Consider the following 15751-nt stretch of genomic DNA (forward strand, 5'->3'; position numbering starts at 1 on the left):
AGAGAGGACACCGTCGAGCCGTGCCGCTCCTGCGATCGCTCCGGGGCCCCGAGGATGTCAGAGTCCTCCGACCTGAAGAGCTTCCCGTGCTCGCGGCGGAGATCCGCGACGCGCTCGTCACCAGCGTGGCCAAGACCGGCGGGCACCTGGGACCCAACCTCGGCTGCGTCGAGCTGACCATCGCGCTGCACCGGGTGTTCGAGTCCCCGCGTGAGCCGATCGTCTTCGACACCGGTCACCAGGCCTACGTGCACAAGATGCTCACCGGCCGCGTGGAGGGCTTCGAGCGGCTCCGCCAGCGCGGCGGGCTCTCCGGTTACCCGAGCCGGGCGGAGAGCGAGCACGACTGGGTGGAGAACAGCCACGCCTCGACCTCGCTGTCCTACGCCGACGGGCTGGCCAAGGCCTTCGCCGTCCGTGGCGACTCGCGGCCCGTCGTGGCCGTCGTCGGCGACGGCGCCCTGACCGGCGGCATGGCCTGGGAGGCGCTGAACAACATCGCCGCGGCACAGGACCGCCCGGTCGTCATTGTCGTCAACGACAACGGCCGCTCCTACTCCCCGACGATCGGGGGAGTGGCCGATGCCCTCGCGACGCTGCGGCTGCGTCCCGGCTACGAGGACGCGCTGAACGCCGTCCGCCAGGCGCTGCACCGGGCGCCGGTCGTCGGCACCGCGCTCTACGACGCGCTGCACGCGATCAAGAAGGGGCTCAAGGACGTCCTCTCGCCGCAGGGGATGTTCGAGGACCTCGGCCTGAAGTACGTCGGCCCGGTCGACGGGCACGACATCAAGGCGATGGAGTCCGCACTGCGCCGCGCCCGGTCCTTCGGCGGGCCGGTCATCGTGCACGCGGTCACCACGAAGGGCTTCGGCTACCCGCCGGCCGAGACCGACCAGATCGACGCCTGGCACGCCACCGGGGTGTTCGACCCCGACAGCGGTGCCAGCACCGTGGCCGCCCGCGACTGGACGGCGGCGTTCTCCGACGAGCTGGTGCGGATCGGCGCCGAACGCTCCGACGTCGTGGCGATCACCGCCGCGATGCTGCACCCGACAGGGCTGGCCGCGTTCGCGGAGCGGTTCCCGGAGCGCACGTTCGACGTCGGCATCGCCGAGCAGCACGCCCTCACCTCCGCGGCAGGCCTCGCCATGGGGGGGCTGCACCCGGTCGTCGCCGTCTACTCGACGTTCCTCAACCGCGCGTTCGACCAGCTGCTGATGGACGTCGCGCTGCACCGTCAGCCGGTGACCGTCGTGCTGGACCGCGCCGGGGTGACCGGGACCGACGGCGCTTCGCACAACGGCATGTGGGACATGTCGATCCTCTCCGTCGTGCCCGGGGTGCAGGTGGCGGCCCCGCGGGACGAGGCGACGCTGCGCGAGGCGCTGCGCGAGGCGGTCGCGGTGACCGACGGGCCGACCGTCGTCCGCTTCCCGAAGGGCGCGCCGCCGGTGGACATCCCGGCGCTGGAGCGGCGTGGCCCGGTCGACGTCCTCCGCCGGGGCGGGCGACGCGACGTGCTGCTGGTCGCCGTCGGGTCGATGGTCCCGATGTGCCTGGCCGTCGCCGAGCGGGCCGCCGACCACGGCATCGAGGTCACCGTCGTGGACCCGCGCTGGGTCCTGCCCGTGTCCGACGCGCTCGTGGTGCTCGCCGCCGAGCACCGCCTGGTGGTCACGGTCGAGGACGGCGGCCGGGCGGGCGGCGTGGGGACGACGCTCACCCAGGCGCTGCAGGACCGCCAGTGCGACGTCCCGGTGCGCGCGGTCGGACTGCCGCAGAAGTTCTTCGAGCACGGCAGCCGTGGTCAGGTGCTGGCCGACGCCGGGCTGACCGAGCAGGACATCGCCCGCCGGATCGCCGAGTGGACCGCCGTCCTCGCCGAGCGCGCCGAGCACCCCGTCACCGAACAGCCCGGGACCCAGCGGGTCGACGAGGCACGGTGATCGCCGAGATCCAGGTGGCCCCGTCGCCACCCGGCACGGCCGACGACCCGCACGCGCACGTCGAGGCCGCGATCGCCGTCCTGCAGGCGTCCGGCCTGCGCTACGAGGTCGGCGCGCTCGGCACCACGGTCGAGGGCGACGACGACCTCGTCTGGTCCACGCTGCGGGCGGCACACGAGGCGATGCTCGCGGCCGGCGCCACCGGTGGGATCTCGCACATCAAGGTGGCGTCCGTGAACCGCACGATGGACAGCCTCACCGCCAAGTTCCGCTGAGGCCCCTGATGATCAGGTCACCTGATCATCAGGGGTCCTAGCTCACTGTCGACAGTGAGCCAGGACCCCCAGCGATGAGCCAGGACGTCCCTCGTGGCGTCGCTGGACGTTGACATGTGACCTTTTGGTCACCTATCTTTCCGGTGTGACGGACGACGACCGCGTGTTCAAGGCGCTCGCCGATCCGACGCGCCGGTTCCTGCTCGACCTGCTCTTCGCCCGTGACGGGCGGACGCTCTCCGAGCTCGAGTCGACCCTGGAGATGACGCGCTACGGCGTGATGAAGCACCTGCGGGTGCTCGAGGAGGCCGGCCTGGTCGTCTCGCGCAGGTCCGGTCGGGAGAAGTTCCACTTCCTCAACCCGGTGCCCATCCGTCTCATCCACGACCGGTGGATCGACAAGTACACGGAGCGCCACGTCGCGGCGCTCGTCGACCTGAAGAACGAGCTGGAGGACCAGTCATGACCACCACCGAGACCACCGACACCGCCCGGTCCGAGCGGACCCTGCAGGTCTACCGGGTCTACATCAAGGTCGCGCCCGAGAAGGTGTGGCAGGCGATCACCGACCCGGAGTGGAACGGGCGGTACGGCTACGGCGCGCCGCAGTTCTTCGAGCTGCGCCCGGGCGGGAGCTACCGCTCGACGGCGTCGGAGGAGATGCGCAAGGTCTCCGACGAGAGGGGCTACGGCATCCCGGACGTCGTCGTCGACGGCGAGGTGCTCGAGGCCGATCCGCCCCGCAGGCTCGTGCAGACCTTCCGGATGCTCATGAGCCCGGACGCGGCCGCCGACGGGTTCACGCAGCTCACCTATGAGATCTTCGAGGTCGCCCCCGGCGTCAGTCGGCTGACCGTCACCCACGACGTGACGGGTGCGCCGAGCCTGGCCGCGGTCGTCGCCGGCGCCTACGAGGACCAGGGCGGCGGCGGAGGCGGCGGCTGGGCGTGGATCCTCAGCGACCTCAAGTCCCTGCTGGAGACGGGCTCCGTCCTCGCCGGCTGAGGACGTCGGGCGCCGTCCTGGCTCACCTCATGGGGTCCTGGCTCACGGTCGATCGTGAGCCAGGACCCCTGGTGATCAGGTGACCTGATCATTCTCAGGCCGGCAGCGAGGCCACGCCCTTCGGCAGGAACCGCGAGCCGGTCACGGCCTCGGAGATGCCCGTCCGGTCCAGGTGGGCGGAGATGCCGCCCAGCCAGAACGGCCAGCCGGCGCCGAGCAGCATGCACAGGTCGATGTCCTGCACGGCCTGCACGACGCCCTCGTCCAGCATCAGCTGGATCTCCTGCGCCAGCGCCTTCTCGGCTCGCTCGCGCACCTCGGCCTCGGTGAGCGGGTTGTCGCCGGCATCGATGCCCTCGAGCTCGGGGTCGACGACGCCGGGCTCGCTGTAGACCGACGACTTGCCGAGCTCGACCATCTTGCGGAGCCCCTCGCCGACGGAGAACCGGTCGGGGAAGGCCTCGTGCATCCGCTCGGCCACGTGCAGCGCCACCGGCGGGCCGACGAGCGTGAGCAGCTCGAACGGCGTCATCGGCAGCCCCAGCGGGTCGAGCGCCCGGTCGGCGACGGCGACGGGGGTGCCCTCCTCGACGGCGGAGGTGATCTCGCCCAGGAAGCGGGTGAGCAGCCGGTTGACGACGAACGCCGGTGCATCGGCGACGAGCACGCAGCTCTTCTTCAGCGACTTGCCGACGGCGAACGCGGTGGCCAGCGTGGCGTCGTCGGTCTGCTCGGCGCGCACCACCTCGAGCAGCGGCAGGACCGCCACCGGGTTGAAGAAGTGCAGACCGACGACGCGCTCGGGGTGCTCGAGCTTCGAGGCCATCTCGGTCACTGACAGCGCCGAGGTGTTGGTCGCGAGCACGCACTCGGGCGAGACGATCGCCTCGACCTCGGCGAACACCTGCTGCTTGACCGACATCTCCTCGAAGACGGCCTCGATGACGAGGTCGGCGTCGGCGAAGACGTCCTTGGACAGCGAGCCGGTGACCAGGCCCTTGAGCTGATTGAGCTGGTCGGGCGACAGCCGGCCGCGCTGGGCCAGCTTGTCCAGCTCGCCGTGCACGTAGGCCACGCCCTTGTCGACGCGGGCCTGATCGATGTCGTTCAGCACGACCGGCACCTTCAGCTGCCGCACGAAGAGCATCGCCAGCTGCGAGGCCATGAGGCCCGCGCCGACGACGCCGACCTTGGTGACCGTGCGGGCCAGCGACTTGTCCGGCGCACCGGCCGGCCGCTTGGCGCGCTTGTTCACCAGGTCGAACGAGTAGAGGCCGGCCCGCAGCTCGTCGCTCATGAGCAGGTCGGTCAGCGCGTCGTCCTCGGCCGCGGTGCCCGCCGTGAACGCGTCGCCCTCGATCCCGGCCCGTGCCAGGTCGAGCAGCTGGACCGCGCGCACGGCGCCGGGGGAGGCGTTGCGGGTGCGGCCGGCGACGATCGCGTGCGCCCGGGCGATGGCGTCGTCCCAGCCGCCGCGGTCGACCTCGGGTCGGGAGACGGTGACCTCGCCGCCGACCACGCCGACGGCCCACTCCAGCGAGCGCTCGAGGAAGTCGGCCGGCTCGAGGACGACGTCGGCGATGCCGAGCTTCGCCGCCTTCGGCCCGGGTGTGATCTTGTTCTGCGCCAGCGCGTTCTCGACGATGACCGTGACCGCCGGGTCGACGCCGATCAGGTTCGGCAGCAGCTGCGTGCCGCCCCAGCCGGGCACCAGCCCGAGGAAGACCTCGGGGAAGGCCACGACGGCGGTGGTGGCGATCGAGCGGTAGTGGCAGTGCAGCGCCAGCTCGAGCCCGCCGCCGAGGGCCGCGCCGTTGACGAAGGCGAACGTCGGGATCGACGAGTCCTTCAGGCGGCGGAACACCCGGTGCCCGGCCTCGGCCACCTCACGCGCCTGCGCGGCCTCGGTGATCGACGGGACGCCGGACAGGTCCGCGCCGACGGCGAAGATGAACGGCTTGCCGGTCACGGCGATCGCCGCGGGCGCGGGGGAGTGCCCCTCGATCTCGTCGAGGGCGGCGTCGAGCGAGGCGATGCCGCCCGGGCCGAACGTGGACGGGCGGGTGTGGTCGTGCCCGTTGTCGATGGTGATCAGCGCCAGCTCGCCGGCGAGGCCGGGCACCCGCAGGTACCGGACCTTGGCGAGCGTGACGACCTCGTCCTCGAAGACGGCGCTCACTTGTTGCCCTCCCAGTTGGGGTTCTCCCAGATCACGGTGGCGCCCATGCCGAGGCCGACGCACATGGCGGTCAGGCCGTAGCGGACGTCGGGCCGCTCGGCGAACTGCCGCGACAGCTGCGTCATCAGCCGGACGCCGGAGGAGGCCAGTGGGTGGCCCACGGCGATCGCGCCGCCCCACATGTTGACCCGCTCGTCGTCGTCGGCGATGCCGAAGTGGTCGAGGAAGGCAAGTACCTGGACGGCGAAGGCCTCGTTCAGCTCGAACAGCCCGATGTCCTCGATCGACAGGCCGGTGCGGGCGAGCGCCTTCTCGGTCGACGGCACCGGGCCGATGCCCATGACCTCGGGCTCGACGCCGACGAAGCCGTAGCCCACCAGCCGCATGCCGATGTTCAGCCCGAGCTCCTCGGCGACGTCCTCGGCGGCGAGCAGGCAGGTGGTCGCGCCGTCGTTGAGGCCTGCGGCGTTGCCGGCGGTCACGTTCCCGTGCGGGCGGAACGGCGTCTTCAGCGTGCCCAGCCCGTCGAGTGTGGTCTGCGGGCGCGGCGGCTCGTCGACCGTCGCGATGCCCCAGCCCTGCTCGGCCGAGCGCGTGGCCATGGTCACCAGCTCCGGGCCGATCTGGCCGTTCGCGACTGCCTTGGCGTACTTCTGCTGGCTGGCCAGTGCGAAGGCGTCGGCGCGCTCCTTGGTCAGGTGCGGGAAGCGGTCGTGCAGGTTCTCGGCAGTGGCGCCCATGACCAGGGCGGACTCATCGACCAGCTTCTCGCTGAAGAACCGCGGGTTGGGGTCGGCGCCCTCACCCATGGCGTGGCGGCCCATGTGTTCGACGCCGCCGGCGATGGCGACGTCGTACGCGCCGAACGCGATGCCGCTGGCGGTGGTGGTGACGGCGGTCATCGCGCCGGCGCACATGCGGTCGATCGAGTAGCCGGGCACCGACTTCGGCAGCCCGGCCAGCAGCGCGGCGGTCCGGCCGAGGGTCAGTCCCTGGTCGCCGATCTGGGTCGTGGCGGCGATGGCGACCTCGTCCACCCGGTCGGCCGGCAGCGCCGGGTTGCGCCGGAGCAGTTCGCGGATGCAGCGCACGACGAGGTCGTCGGCGCGCGTCTCGGCGTAGATGCCCTTCGGGCCGGCCTTGCCGAACGGGGTGCGTACGCCGTCGACGAAGACGACCTCACGCAGCGACCGTGGCCGCCGCTCATGAGACGACATTCAGAACCTCCGCAGCAGTGGGATCCGGCCCGGGAGGCGGGCGCGGCGACCCCAAGTTACCCGTCGGTAACCACAGCGGCCAAGTCCGCGGTCCCTCGCGCGGGTCGACCGGTCACTGACCGAACGGTGCCGTGTCCCCGAGGAGCCCGGCCCGGCCGAGGCTGACGCCGCCGCGGGTGACGGCTTCCACGGTCTGGGTGCCGAGCGGCAGCCGGCTGACGACGACGCCGTCCACGGCGGGGTGCTCGGAGAGGAACGACCCGTCGCCGTCGTAGGTCCGGACGAGGACGACGTCCGGCGGGGCCACGACGACGAGACTGGTCTGCATCGCTGCCCCGGAGGTGACCTCGACGACCTCGCAGACGAGCGCGTAGACGCGGCGCGCCGCGGGCACGCCGGCAGGGAGGACGGCGCGACCGCAGTCCGCGCCCTGCACCGACCCGTCGACCTGCGGCGGCAGCAGCCACTGGCCGTCGACGACGACCGCGCCGTTGGGCAGGGTCACGGTGACGACCGCCGCCTGCCCGGGCCCGCGCGCCGGTACGTCGCCCACCCACTGGGCGGTCACCTCGAGGTCGTCCGGCGGGACGCCGATCTCGCCGATCACCCGCTGGGCCGCGTAGCCGGCGGCGTTCCGGCCGAGCTCCTGGGGCTCACCGCGCGGGAAGTCGATGACCGGCGCCGGCGCCGGGGCGTCGAGGACCGTCGTCGTCCACGGGGGGATGGAGGAGGCGGTCGCCTCGCGGACCACCCGGTAGACGGCGGAGGTGGCGAGCGTCGGGCCGATCGGCCGCAGGTGGACGACGGCGACCCCGTCGCTCGTCTCGACCTGCCGGTACTGGCGGGAGGTGCTCCCGTCGGCGGCGATCTCGGGGCGCTCCGAGACCTCGACCTCGTCCTCGCGGGAGACCACCACCACGAGGGCGCCGGTCCGCTGGTCGAGCAGCGCCGTCGGCCAGGCGGCCTTGAGCGGGCCCGGGTGGGCCGCCGGCGACAGCTCGGCCGGCGATGCGTCCGGCGGACCGGTGAACCACACCGCGTCCAGGAGGTCGGGGCCGGTGGGGTCATCGCCGGGGCCGTCCGCCGGGTCGACGGCGTCCCGTGGAGCCACGACCAGCGCCCACCGCCCGCTCGGGACGTCCCCTGCGAACACGACCTGGCGCGCGGAGACCGGTACGCCGGGGGCGGTCTGGTCGCCGGGCCGCGACCACGGGAGGGCGCGCACGCCCTCGACGAAGGCCTCGTCGCCGGCCAGCGAGCCGCGAGGAGGCCCGTCGTAGAGGTTCCCGTCGGGTGCCGAGGCGGGTGGGGAGGTGCCGGTCGGCCGGTCGTCCGCGGTCACCGCGTCGAGGAGGGACGGCGTCGCGAGGCCGAGCAGGACGACGGCCGTCGCGGTGACGGCCAGGGTCCGCCGCCGGTGACGCCGTGCCGCGGCGTCCCGGGCGGCCCACCAGGCGTCGGAGGGCCGGCCGGCCGGCCTGGTGTCGTCGCGCAGCTGCTCCTCGGTGTGCACCGGAGCCGCGCGGTCCTCCACACGGTGCAGCGTGGTCCCGGAAACCGCCGTGGACAACCACGATCGGGTAACGAGGCAGGGATCAGGCGCGGTTGACCGCGTCGGTGAGCACTTCGACGGTCAGGCCGACCTGCCACTCGCGGGCGCCACCGGCGCGGAGCGCCTCGGTGACGGTGGCGGCGTCCCGTGGCTCCGGCGGGCTCCACATGATCCGTCGGACGAGGTCCGGGGACAGAATGTTCTCCACCGGCACCGCATGCTTCTCCGAGATCTCGGCCAGCCCGGCACGGGCGGCCTGCAGGCGCGTGGCGGCCGCCGGATCCCGGTCGGACCAGCGGTTGACCGGCGGCGGTCCCTCTCCCGGCTTGCTGTGCAGGGGCAGCTCTGCCTCTGGGACGGCCTTGCCGCGGGCGAGTGCGTTGAACCAGGTAGCGACGAGCTTGCGGTTGGCGCGGCCGCGGAAGACCGGCAGCTCCAGCAGCGCGCCCTCGTTCACCGGGTCGGCCTGCACGGCGGACACCATCGCGGAGTCCGGCAGGACCCGGCCCGGCGCGACGTCGCGGCGGCGGGCCATGTCGTCGCGGGCCTGCCAGAGGGACTGGAGCATGCCGAGCTGCCGCCGGCTGCGCAGCCCGTGCACCCCGGACGTCCGTCGCCACGGGTCGGACTTCGGCGGCGGCGGTCCGGCGGCGAGGATCGCCTCGAACTCTTGCCGCGCCCAGTCGGACTTGCCCTGGTCCTCGAGGATCGCGGCGAGGGCGTCGCGCAGGTCGACCAGCACCTCGACGTCGAGGGCGGCGTAGACCAGCCACTCCTCGGGCAGCGGCCGGGTGCTCCAGTCGGCCGCCGAGTGGCCCTTCTGCAGCGAGAAGCCGAGGAGCGACTCGACGACGGCGCCGAGGCCGACGCGCGGCAGGCCGGCCAGCCGGGCGGCGAGCTCGGTGTCGAAGATCCGCCCGGGCGTGAGTCCGATCTCGGCGAGGCAGGGCAGGTCCTGGTTGGCGGCGTGCAGCACCCACTCCTCGTCGGCGATCGCCGTCTGGATCACCGAGAGGTCGGGGAGTGGCACCGGATCGATGAGGCCCGTGCCGGAGCCGTTGCGGCGCATCTGGACGAGGTAGGCCCGCTGGCCGTAGCGGTAGCCGGACGCGCGCTCGGCGTCGACGGCGACGGGACCGGTGCCACCGGCGAGGGCTTCGGCGTACTCGACCAGCTGGGTGGAGTTCTCGATCACCGGGGGCAGGCCGTCGCGGGGAGCGAGCAGCGGCGTTGCTTCCGGGGCCTCGGGAGTCGCCTCCTCCGGCTGGGGAGTGGCCTCGGTGCTCAGTTGCCGTCCACCTTCTTGCCGGTCCTCGTCGGTCAGGCCGCCGGGACCACTGGTGGTCGGCGTCTGTCGGCACCGATGTTAGAGAGTCTCGCCGCCGGACCGGTCGGAGGGACCCAGGAGGCGCACGCCGGGCGGCGGCAGACCGGCCGCGTTGCCGAGCACGTCGAGCCACGCCTGCAGGTGCCGGTCGAGGGCGGTGTCCTCCGCCGTCCACGAGGCGCGCATCTCGACGTCCACGGTGTGCTCGGGACCGGCCAGGTCACCGAAGCGGGTGGACGCCGTGCGGGTCACCGTGCCGCCGACGTTGTGGTGGCCGGCGCCGGACTCGGTGAGCGCGTCCGTCAGCCAGCTCCAGGCGACCTCGGAGAACATCGAGTCGTCGACGAGCTCCTCGTCCGTCGCGGCGGACAGGTACCCGACGCAGCGGGTGGTGCCGTTCCAGGCCTCGTGGCCCTCGGGGTCGAACAGGACGATGAAGCGCGCGCTGGCGATCTCGACGTCGTCGTCCTCCCCGTCGGGCTCGGCGACGCGGGCGCCCACCGCGTGCGCCCACGGCGCGAGGCGCTGAGGTGCGGGGATGTGCTCGAGGACGATCTCGGGCCGTGCGCGCACGGCGGCGAGCGCGGCCAGGGCAGCTCGGAACTCGGCCGGGGGTTCGTCCCCGCTCGCGTCCCTGCCTCTGTTGCCGGCGCTGGCCAGGCTCGTGGGCTCCACGCTCGCAGGGTAGGCCGCCATCTAGCACACCGCCGCCGACGCGCCGCAACCATCCCGCGACTCAGGATCACCGAGGCCGGGCGGAGACCCTCGCCGCGTCTGGGAGAATGGCCGGTCGTGACCCCCGCTCCCGACCCGGCCCGACCGGATCTGCCGTCCGACTCGGACCTCGTCCGCGCCGCTCGAGGTCTCCCCGTGAGCCGGACGCCCGTCTGGTTCATGCGCCAGGCCGGCCGGTCGCTGCCGGAGTACCGGGCCCTCCGCGCGGGGACGGCGATGCTCGAGGCGTGCCGGGACCCGGACCTGGTCACCGAGATCACCCTGCAGCCCGTCCGCCGGCACGGGGTGGACGCCGCGATCCTCTTCTCCGACATCGTGCTGCCCCTCGTGGTCGCGGGGCTGGACATCGAGATCAAGCCCGGGATCGGCCCGGTCGTCGCGCAGCCGGTCCGCTCGGTGGCCGACGTCGACGCGCTGCCCCTGCTGGACCCGTCCCACCTCGACTTCCTGACGACCGCCGTGCGGTCGCTGGTGCAGGAGCTGGGCCCGACGCCGCTGATCGGGTTCGCCGGCGCCCCGTTCACCCTGGCCACGTACCTGATCGAGGGCGGCCCCTCCAAGGAGCACGCACGCACGAAGGCCTTCATGTACGCCGAGCCGGCCGCGTGGTCCCGGCTGATGGACCGCCTGGCGCTGTCCGCCGCCACCTTCCTGAAGGTCCAGATGGACGCCGGCGCGTCGGCGGTGCAGCTGTTCGACTCGTGGGCCGGCGTGCTGTCGGCCGCCGACTACGAGGCGCGGGTGCTCCCGTACTCCCGCGAGGTGTTCGAGGCGATCGGCTCCCGCGACGTGCCGCGGATCCACTTCGGGGTCGGGACCGGCGAGCTGCTGCCCCTGATCGGCGAGGCCGGGGCCGACGTCGTCGGCGTCGACTGGCGGCTGCCGCTGGACGAGGCCGCCCGCCGGGTCGGGCACGGCCGTTCCCTGCAGGGGAACCTCGACCCAGCCGTCCTGCTGGCCGACCGCGCCACGGTGGACCGCGAGGTCCGCCGGGTGGTCGAGCAGGGCCGGGCGGCCCGCGGGCACATCTTCAACCTCGGCCACGGCGTGCTCCCCGACACCGACCCCGGCGTGCTCACCCACGTCGCCGAGCTGGTGCACGAACTGACCCTGTCTCCGGCCGACCCCACGCCCCCGGCGACGTGAGACTGGTCGTCGTCGGGGCCGGGATCACCGGCCTGGCCGCGGCCTTCGAGTGGCGCCGCCGCAGGCCGGACGACGAGATCGTCGTCCTGGAGGCCGGCGACCGGATCGGCGGCAAGCTGCACCGCGTCCGGCTGGCGGGGCACTGGTACGACACCGGCCCGGAGGCGGTCCTGGCCCGCGTCCCCGAGGCCGTGCGGCTGATCGAGGACCTCGGACTGGCCGACCGTCTGGTCGCGCCGGCCACCACGCAGGCCTCCGTCGTCCTCGCGGACGGGCGCCATCCGCTCCCCGCCGGAACCGTGCTCGGCGTCCCCGCGTCCGCCGACGGCCTCGACGGGCTCCTGTCCGCGGACGGCGTGGCGCGGGTGCGGGCAGAGGCCGACCTGCCGCGGCTGCGGCTCGGCGGGGACGTCGCCGTCGGCGCGCTGCTGCGGGAGCGCCTCGGCGACGAGCTGGTCGACCGGCTGGTGGAGCCGCTGCTCGGCGGGGTCTACGCCGGCCGGGCCGACGAGCTGTCGCTGGGCTCGACGATGCCGGCCCTGGCGGAGCACCTCGATGCCTCCGGCTCGGTGCTCGCCGCCGCAGCCGCCGCCCGCGATGCCGGCGCGCGCGGCCGCGGCGACGCCGACGGGCCGGTGTTCGCCACCGTGCAGGACGGGATCGGATCGCTTCCGGAGGCGCTGGTCGCCGCATCCCGCGCCGAGGTCCGGCTGCGCACCCCGGCGCACGCCCTCCGGCGGACGGCGTCCGGCTTCGAGCTCTCCGTGGGGACGGCGGCCGACCCGGAGCTGGTCACCGCCGATGCCGTCCTGGTCGCCGCCCCCGCTCCGAAGGCCGCCCGGCTGCTGGGCGACCTGGCGCCCGGCGCCGTGGAGCCGCTGCAGGGCATCCCGTACGCGTCGATGGCCGTCGTCGCGATGGCCTTCCCCGCCCAGGACGTCGACGCCGGGTCCGGCCTGCTCGTGCCGCCGGTGGCCGGTCGGCTGGTCAAGGGCGTGACCGTGTCGTCGGCGAAGTGGCCGCACCTGGCCGGGCAGGACGTCGTCCTGGTGCGGTCGTCGGTCGGCCGGTTCCGCGACGAGGCGGAGCTGCAGCGCCCGGACGACGACCTCACCGCCGCGGTGGTCGCGGACGTGGCCGACCTCCTGGACCTCTCCCGCCCCGAGCCCGTGGAGACGCGCCTGGTGCGCTGGGGCGGGGGCCTGCCGCAGTACCTGGTCGGGCACCCGGCGCGGGTCGACGCGATCCGGGCTGCGGTCAGCGAGGTGCCCGGGCTGGCGATCGCCGGCGCGGCGTTCCGGGGGGTCGGCGTCCCGGCCTGCATCCGCGACGCCTCCCATGCAGTGGACGCGCTGCTGTGAGAGGTGGCGGAGCCCACGCCGGACCGGGGCATTCCGGGGGGGCCGCCGGCGTTGAGCGCGGGGTGAGACTCATGCACCACTCCGACAACGCAGCACGATCCCATTCCCGACCCGTTCCCCGCTGCTTCCGCCACCACGTCTGGATGGCCTACTGCCGCGACTGCCGTGACGAGCGCGCCCCGCTGCTCCGCGGCCGGCAGGACACCCGCACCCCTCAGCGCTGAGCGGTGCGGTCAGCCCCTCGACGCGAGGGTGACCGCCGCGATCTCCGTCCGGTTGGCGACTCCGAGCTTGGCCAGGATGTTGCGCACATGGCTCTCCACGGTCCGCTCGGACAGCACCAGCCGGTCGGCGATCTGCCGATTCGTCAACGCCGCCGACACGAGGTCGGCGATCTCCCGTTCCCGCTCCGTCAGCGGGTCGGCTGCCCGTAGTGACGCGGTCAGCCGGTCCGTCAGCGACGCCGCCGTCCGGAGTGGTCCGGGCATGCCCAGCCGCCGGCCCTCCTCCAGCGCCTGCCGCAGCAGCGACTTCGCGCGGGGCAGGTCGGCCGGCGCCGCCCGGTCGAGCAGCGCCGCGGCCAGACCCACGCGATCGTTCACGACGGCCGGCCGGGCCCCGGTGCGCGTGTCGGTGGTGAGAGCCGCCTCGAAGTGGCCGACGGCCTCGTCGAGCCGGCTCCGGACGACGGCGAGCCGCCCGAGGAGTGCCGCCGACGAGCCGCAGCAGTAGACGCCCGCACCGCCCGCGGCGATCGGGTTCTGCGCCAGGAGGTCGCCGAGGACCTCCGCCGTCTCGGCGTCCCGGAACCGTTCGACCAGCGGGACCATGTTGACCGCGACGCCGCTCGAATTGGCGAAGTCGGGGTCGGCGACCTGCAGCCGCAGCCGGTCGTAGCGCGCGGTGGCGTCGTCCACGCGGCCCTGGATCAGCGCGACCAGTGCCCGCGTCACCAGGACGATCGGCACGTCGTCGGCCCGGTCCAGCGTCTCGAGCGCCTCGTCCTCCAGACCCGGCCGGCCGATCACGAGGGCGTGCTGCATGGCGAAGGCGGCCGACATGCCTGCGGTGGAGAGGTCCTGCGAGAGCTCCGACAGACCGATGACGCGCGCTCGGTCGTTCAGGGCGATGGCCGCGGCGAACCGTCCCTGGAGCGCCTCGACCGACGCGCGCAGGCGCAGGTCGTGCCACCGGATCAGGGGCAGCCGGGTGCTCTCCGCCAGCGCCGTCACCGAGGTGAGCTCGTCCTCGACGGTCGCCATGTCCCCGGCGGCGAGGGCGGCGTCGATCCGCCACTTGTGTCCCCAGAGAGCCGTCAGCGGCTGCCCCGTGCCCGTAGCGTGCTCCACCGCCAGCCGGCCCAGACGCATCCGCTCGGCCAGGGGCAGGACGTCCGGTGTCGCCTTCATCCGGGCGCGCACGGCGTCGATGACGGTCTCGGCGTCCCCGCACTCCTCGGCCAGCCGCAGGCTCTCCGCCGAGAGCTCGGCCGCGCGCTCCAGTCTCCCGCCGTCGGCGAGTGCGGACGCCATCTGCGACAGCAGGCGGGAGCGCAGCGCCGGCACGCGGGCGATCTCCGGCTCGGCCAGGGCACGCTCGCACAACCGGGTGAGCATGCCCGAGGTGCCGGGCGCGCCGACGTCGTGCACCACGAGTGCCGCAGCACTGAGCAGGTCGGCCCGGCCGCAGGCGGCTGCGGCGTCCGAGGCCGCGCCCGCGTGCCGGAGGCTCTCGGCGAACCGACCGGCGCGGAACTCGGCCGTCGCCAGGTCGACCAGCAGCACCGCGCGTTCCTCGTCGGTGCAGCCCGCCCGGTCGGAGGCGTCGAGGGCCATCCCGAGGAACCGGGCGGCCTCCTCGAAGGCCAGGGAGCGGGTGGCGCCGACGGATGCCCGCCGCGCCCACGACGCGGCCCGGCGCAGACCGGCCGGGTCCGCCGCCGCGCGGAGCCAGTGCCCCGCCACGACGCCCGCGGTGGAGTCGTCCACGCCGACACGCTGTTCCCACGCCTCGGCCGCTCGGCGGTGCAGCGTCTCGCGCTCGCTGGGGCCGAGGTCGGCGTAGATCCCGTCGCGCACGACGGCATGCACGAACCGCCGTCGTCCCGGCGCGTAGGGGACGGCCCCCAGCACACCGGCACGCAGCGCGTCGTCCAGTCCGGCGCGGACGTCGGCGGCAGGCCGGTCGGCGACCGCGGCGAGCAGGTCGGCGTCCACCTCCTCGCCGAGGACCGCCGCCGTGGCGAGCAGATCGACGACGCCTGGCTCCAGGCTCGCGAGCGCCGAGCGCACGACGTGCCGGAGCTCGGCGCCGGCCGGAACCCCGTCCCCGGATGCTGCCGGCGCGCGGGCGACCGCCCGCAGGTACAGCGGGTTGCCGCCGCAGCGGCGGTGGACGGCACCGGCGTCGGGCGGCGGGGCGGCGACCGAGTCCAGGAACGCGCGGACGTCGTCCTCGGTGAGCGGGCCCAGGGGGAGGACCTGCGTCCCGGGCCAGCGAAGGAGGTCCGGCAGGGCGCCGTCCAGCGTGCGCGTCGTCCCTCCGCTCGGGTCGCGGTAGGTGCCGACGACCAGCAGCCGGGAGCGCTGCAGGTCGCCCGCGAGGTGGCGGAGCAGCCGCAGCGACGTGTCGTCGGCCCAGTGCAGGTCCTCCAGGACGACGACCAGGCCTCCGGGCTCGGCGGACTGCAGCAGCGCCTCGGTGGCCGCCGCGACGAACCGGAAGCGCGCGGCCGCGGGGTCGGCCGCCCGTTCGCGCAGCAGATCGACGTCGGCGAGCGCGTCGGCGACCGCCGCCGCCACCTCCGGGCGCGCGCGCAGCACCCGTCGCCACGGCCAGAGCGGTGGCGCGCCCGGGTCGTCGACCGCCCGGCCCCAGAGGACGTCGGGCGCCGACCGCAGCGCCTCCTCGACGGTGCGGGTCTTCCCGATCCCGGCCGGACCGGCCACCAGCACGAGCCCGCCCTGGCCGGCCTCGGCAGCGTCGATCCGCCGGCGCAGGGTCGC

12 protein-coding genes are annotated in these 15751 nt (G+C 74.1%); 6 read left to right on the forward strand and 6 right to left on the reverse strand.

Going from position 1 to position 15751, the window contains the following annotated elements:
- The first annotated feature begins 20 nt into the window (after positions 1-20).
- From dxs to E4P40_RS13650, 4 genes are all read left to right on the forward strand, one after another.
- Positions 21-1949: a 1-deoxy-D-xylulose-5-phosphate synthase gene (dxs, locus tag E4P40_RS13635; protein WP_135159108.1), complete on the forward strand. Its 1929-nt coding sequence runs from the start codon at positions 21-23 to the stop codon at positions 1947-1949.
- Positions 1946-2224, forward strand: a complete 279-nt coding sequence (locus E4P40_RS13640) for a thiamine-binding protein (RefSeq protein ID WP_135159109.1) — start codon at positions 1946-1948, stop codon at positions 2222-2224. The genes dxs and E4P40_RS13640 overlap by 4 nt, the downstream gene beginning before the upstream one ends.
- A gap of 145 nt (positions 2225-2369) precedes the next feature.
- Positions 2370-2690 (forward strand): metalloregulator ArsR/SmtB family transcription factor, encoded by a 321-nt coding sequence (locus E4P40_RS13645; protein ID WP_135159110.1) that lies wholly within the window; start codon positions 2370-2372, stop codon positions 2688-2690.
- Positions 2687-3229 carry an SRPBCC domain-containing protein gene (locus E4P40_RS13650; RefSeq protein ID WP_135159111.1) on the forward strand — a complete coding sequence of 181 codons (543 nt, stop codon included), beginning with the start codon at positions 2687-2689 and terminating at the stop codon, positions 3227-3229. The genes E4P40_RS13645 and E4P40_RS13650 overlap by 4 nt, the downstream gene beginning before the upstream one ends.
- A gap of 94 nt (positions 3230-3323) precedes the next feature.
- Here the strand turns inward: E4P40_RS13650 and E4P40_RS13655 are convergent, their stop codons facing one another.
- The 5 genes from E4P40_RS13655 to E4P40_RS13675 all read right to left on the reverse strand — a co-directional run bounded on the left by E4P40_RS13655 (position 3324) and on the right by E4P40_RS13675 (position 10179).
- Positions 3324-5408: a 3-hydroxyacyl-CoA dehydrogenase NAD-binding domain-containing protein gene (locus E4P40_RS13655; RefSeq protein WP_135159112.1), complete on the reverse strand. Its 2085-nt coding sequence runs from the start codon at positions 5406-5408 to the stop codon at positions 3324-3326.
- Positions 5405-6625: a thiolase family protein gene (locus tag E4P40_RS13660; protein WP_135159113.1), complete on the reverse strand. Its 1221-nt coding sequence runs from the start codon at positions 6623-6625 to the stop codon at positions 5405-5407. The genes E4P40_RS13655 and E4P40_RS13660 overlap by 4 nt, the downstream gene beginning before the upstream one ends.
- A gap of 112 nt (positions 6626-6737) precedes the next feature.
- The gene (locus E4P40_RS13665) at positions 6738-8159 is read right to left on the reverse strand and encodes a hypothetical protein (protein ID WP_135159114.1); all 1422 of its coding nucleotides are present in this window, start codon (positions 8157-8159) and stop codon (positions 6738-6740) included.
- A gap of 61 nt (positions 8160-8220) precedes the next feature.
- Positions 8221-9372, reverse strand: a complete 1152-nt coding sequence (locus E4P40_RS13670; protein WP_245160328.1) for a ribonuclease D — start codon at positions 9370-9372, stop codon at positions 8221-8223.
- 171 nt (positions 9373-9543) lie between these two features.
- Positions 9544-10179 carry a DUF3000 domain-containing protein gene (locus E4P40_RS13675; protein WP_245160329.1) on the reverse strand — a complete coding sequence of 212 codons (636 nt, stop codon included), beginning with the start codon at positions 10177-10179 and terminating at the stop codon, positions 9544-9546.
- A gap of 117 nt (positions 10180-10296) precedes the next feature.
- Here E4P40_RS13675 and hemE point away from each other — a divergent pair, with 117 nt between their 5' ends.
- Entirely contained in the window at positions 10297-11385 is a 1089-nt protein-coding gene (gene hemE / locus E4P40_RS13680) for a uroporphyrinogen decarboxylase (protein WP_135159117.1), read from the forward strand.
- Positions 11382-12746: a protoporphyrinogen oxidase gene (gene hemG, locus E4P40_RS13685; RefSeq protein WP_135159118.1), complete on the forward strand. Its 1365-nt coding sequence runs from the start codon at positions 11382-11384 to the stop codon at positions 12744-12746. Before hemE ends, hemG begins: the two co-directional genes overlap by 4 nt.
- Positions 12747-12979: 233 nt before the next feature.
- Here the strand turns inward: hemG and E4P40_RS13690 are convergent.
- The coding region (locus tag E4P40_RS13690) for a LuxR family transcriptional regulator (protein WP_135159119.1) at positions 12980-15751 on the reverse strand (2772 nt) is incomplete at its 5' end.

Source organism: Blastococcus sp. CT_GayMR20 (assembly GCF_004570345.1).

What these genes read in the sequence shown, in the direction of transcription:
- E4P40_RS13650 (WP_135159111.1), top strand. Translation starts at nt 2,687, where the DNA reads ATGACCACCACCGAGACCACCGACACCGCCCGGTCCGAGCGGACCCTG.
- E4P40_RS13660 (WP_135159113.1), bottom strand. Translation starts at nt 6,625, where the DNA reads ATGTCGTCTCATGAGCGGCGGCCACGGTCGCTGCGTGAGGTCGTCTTC.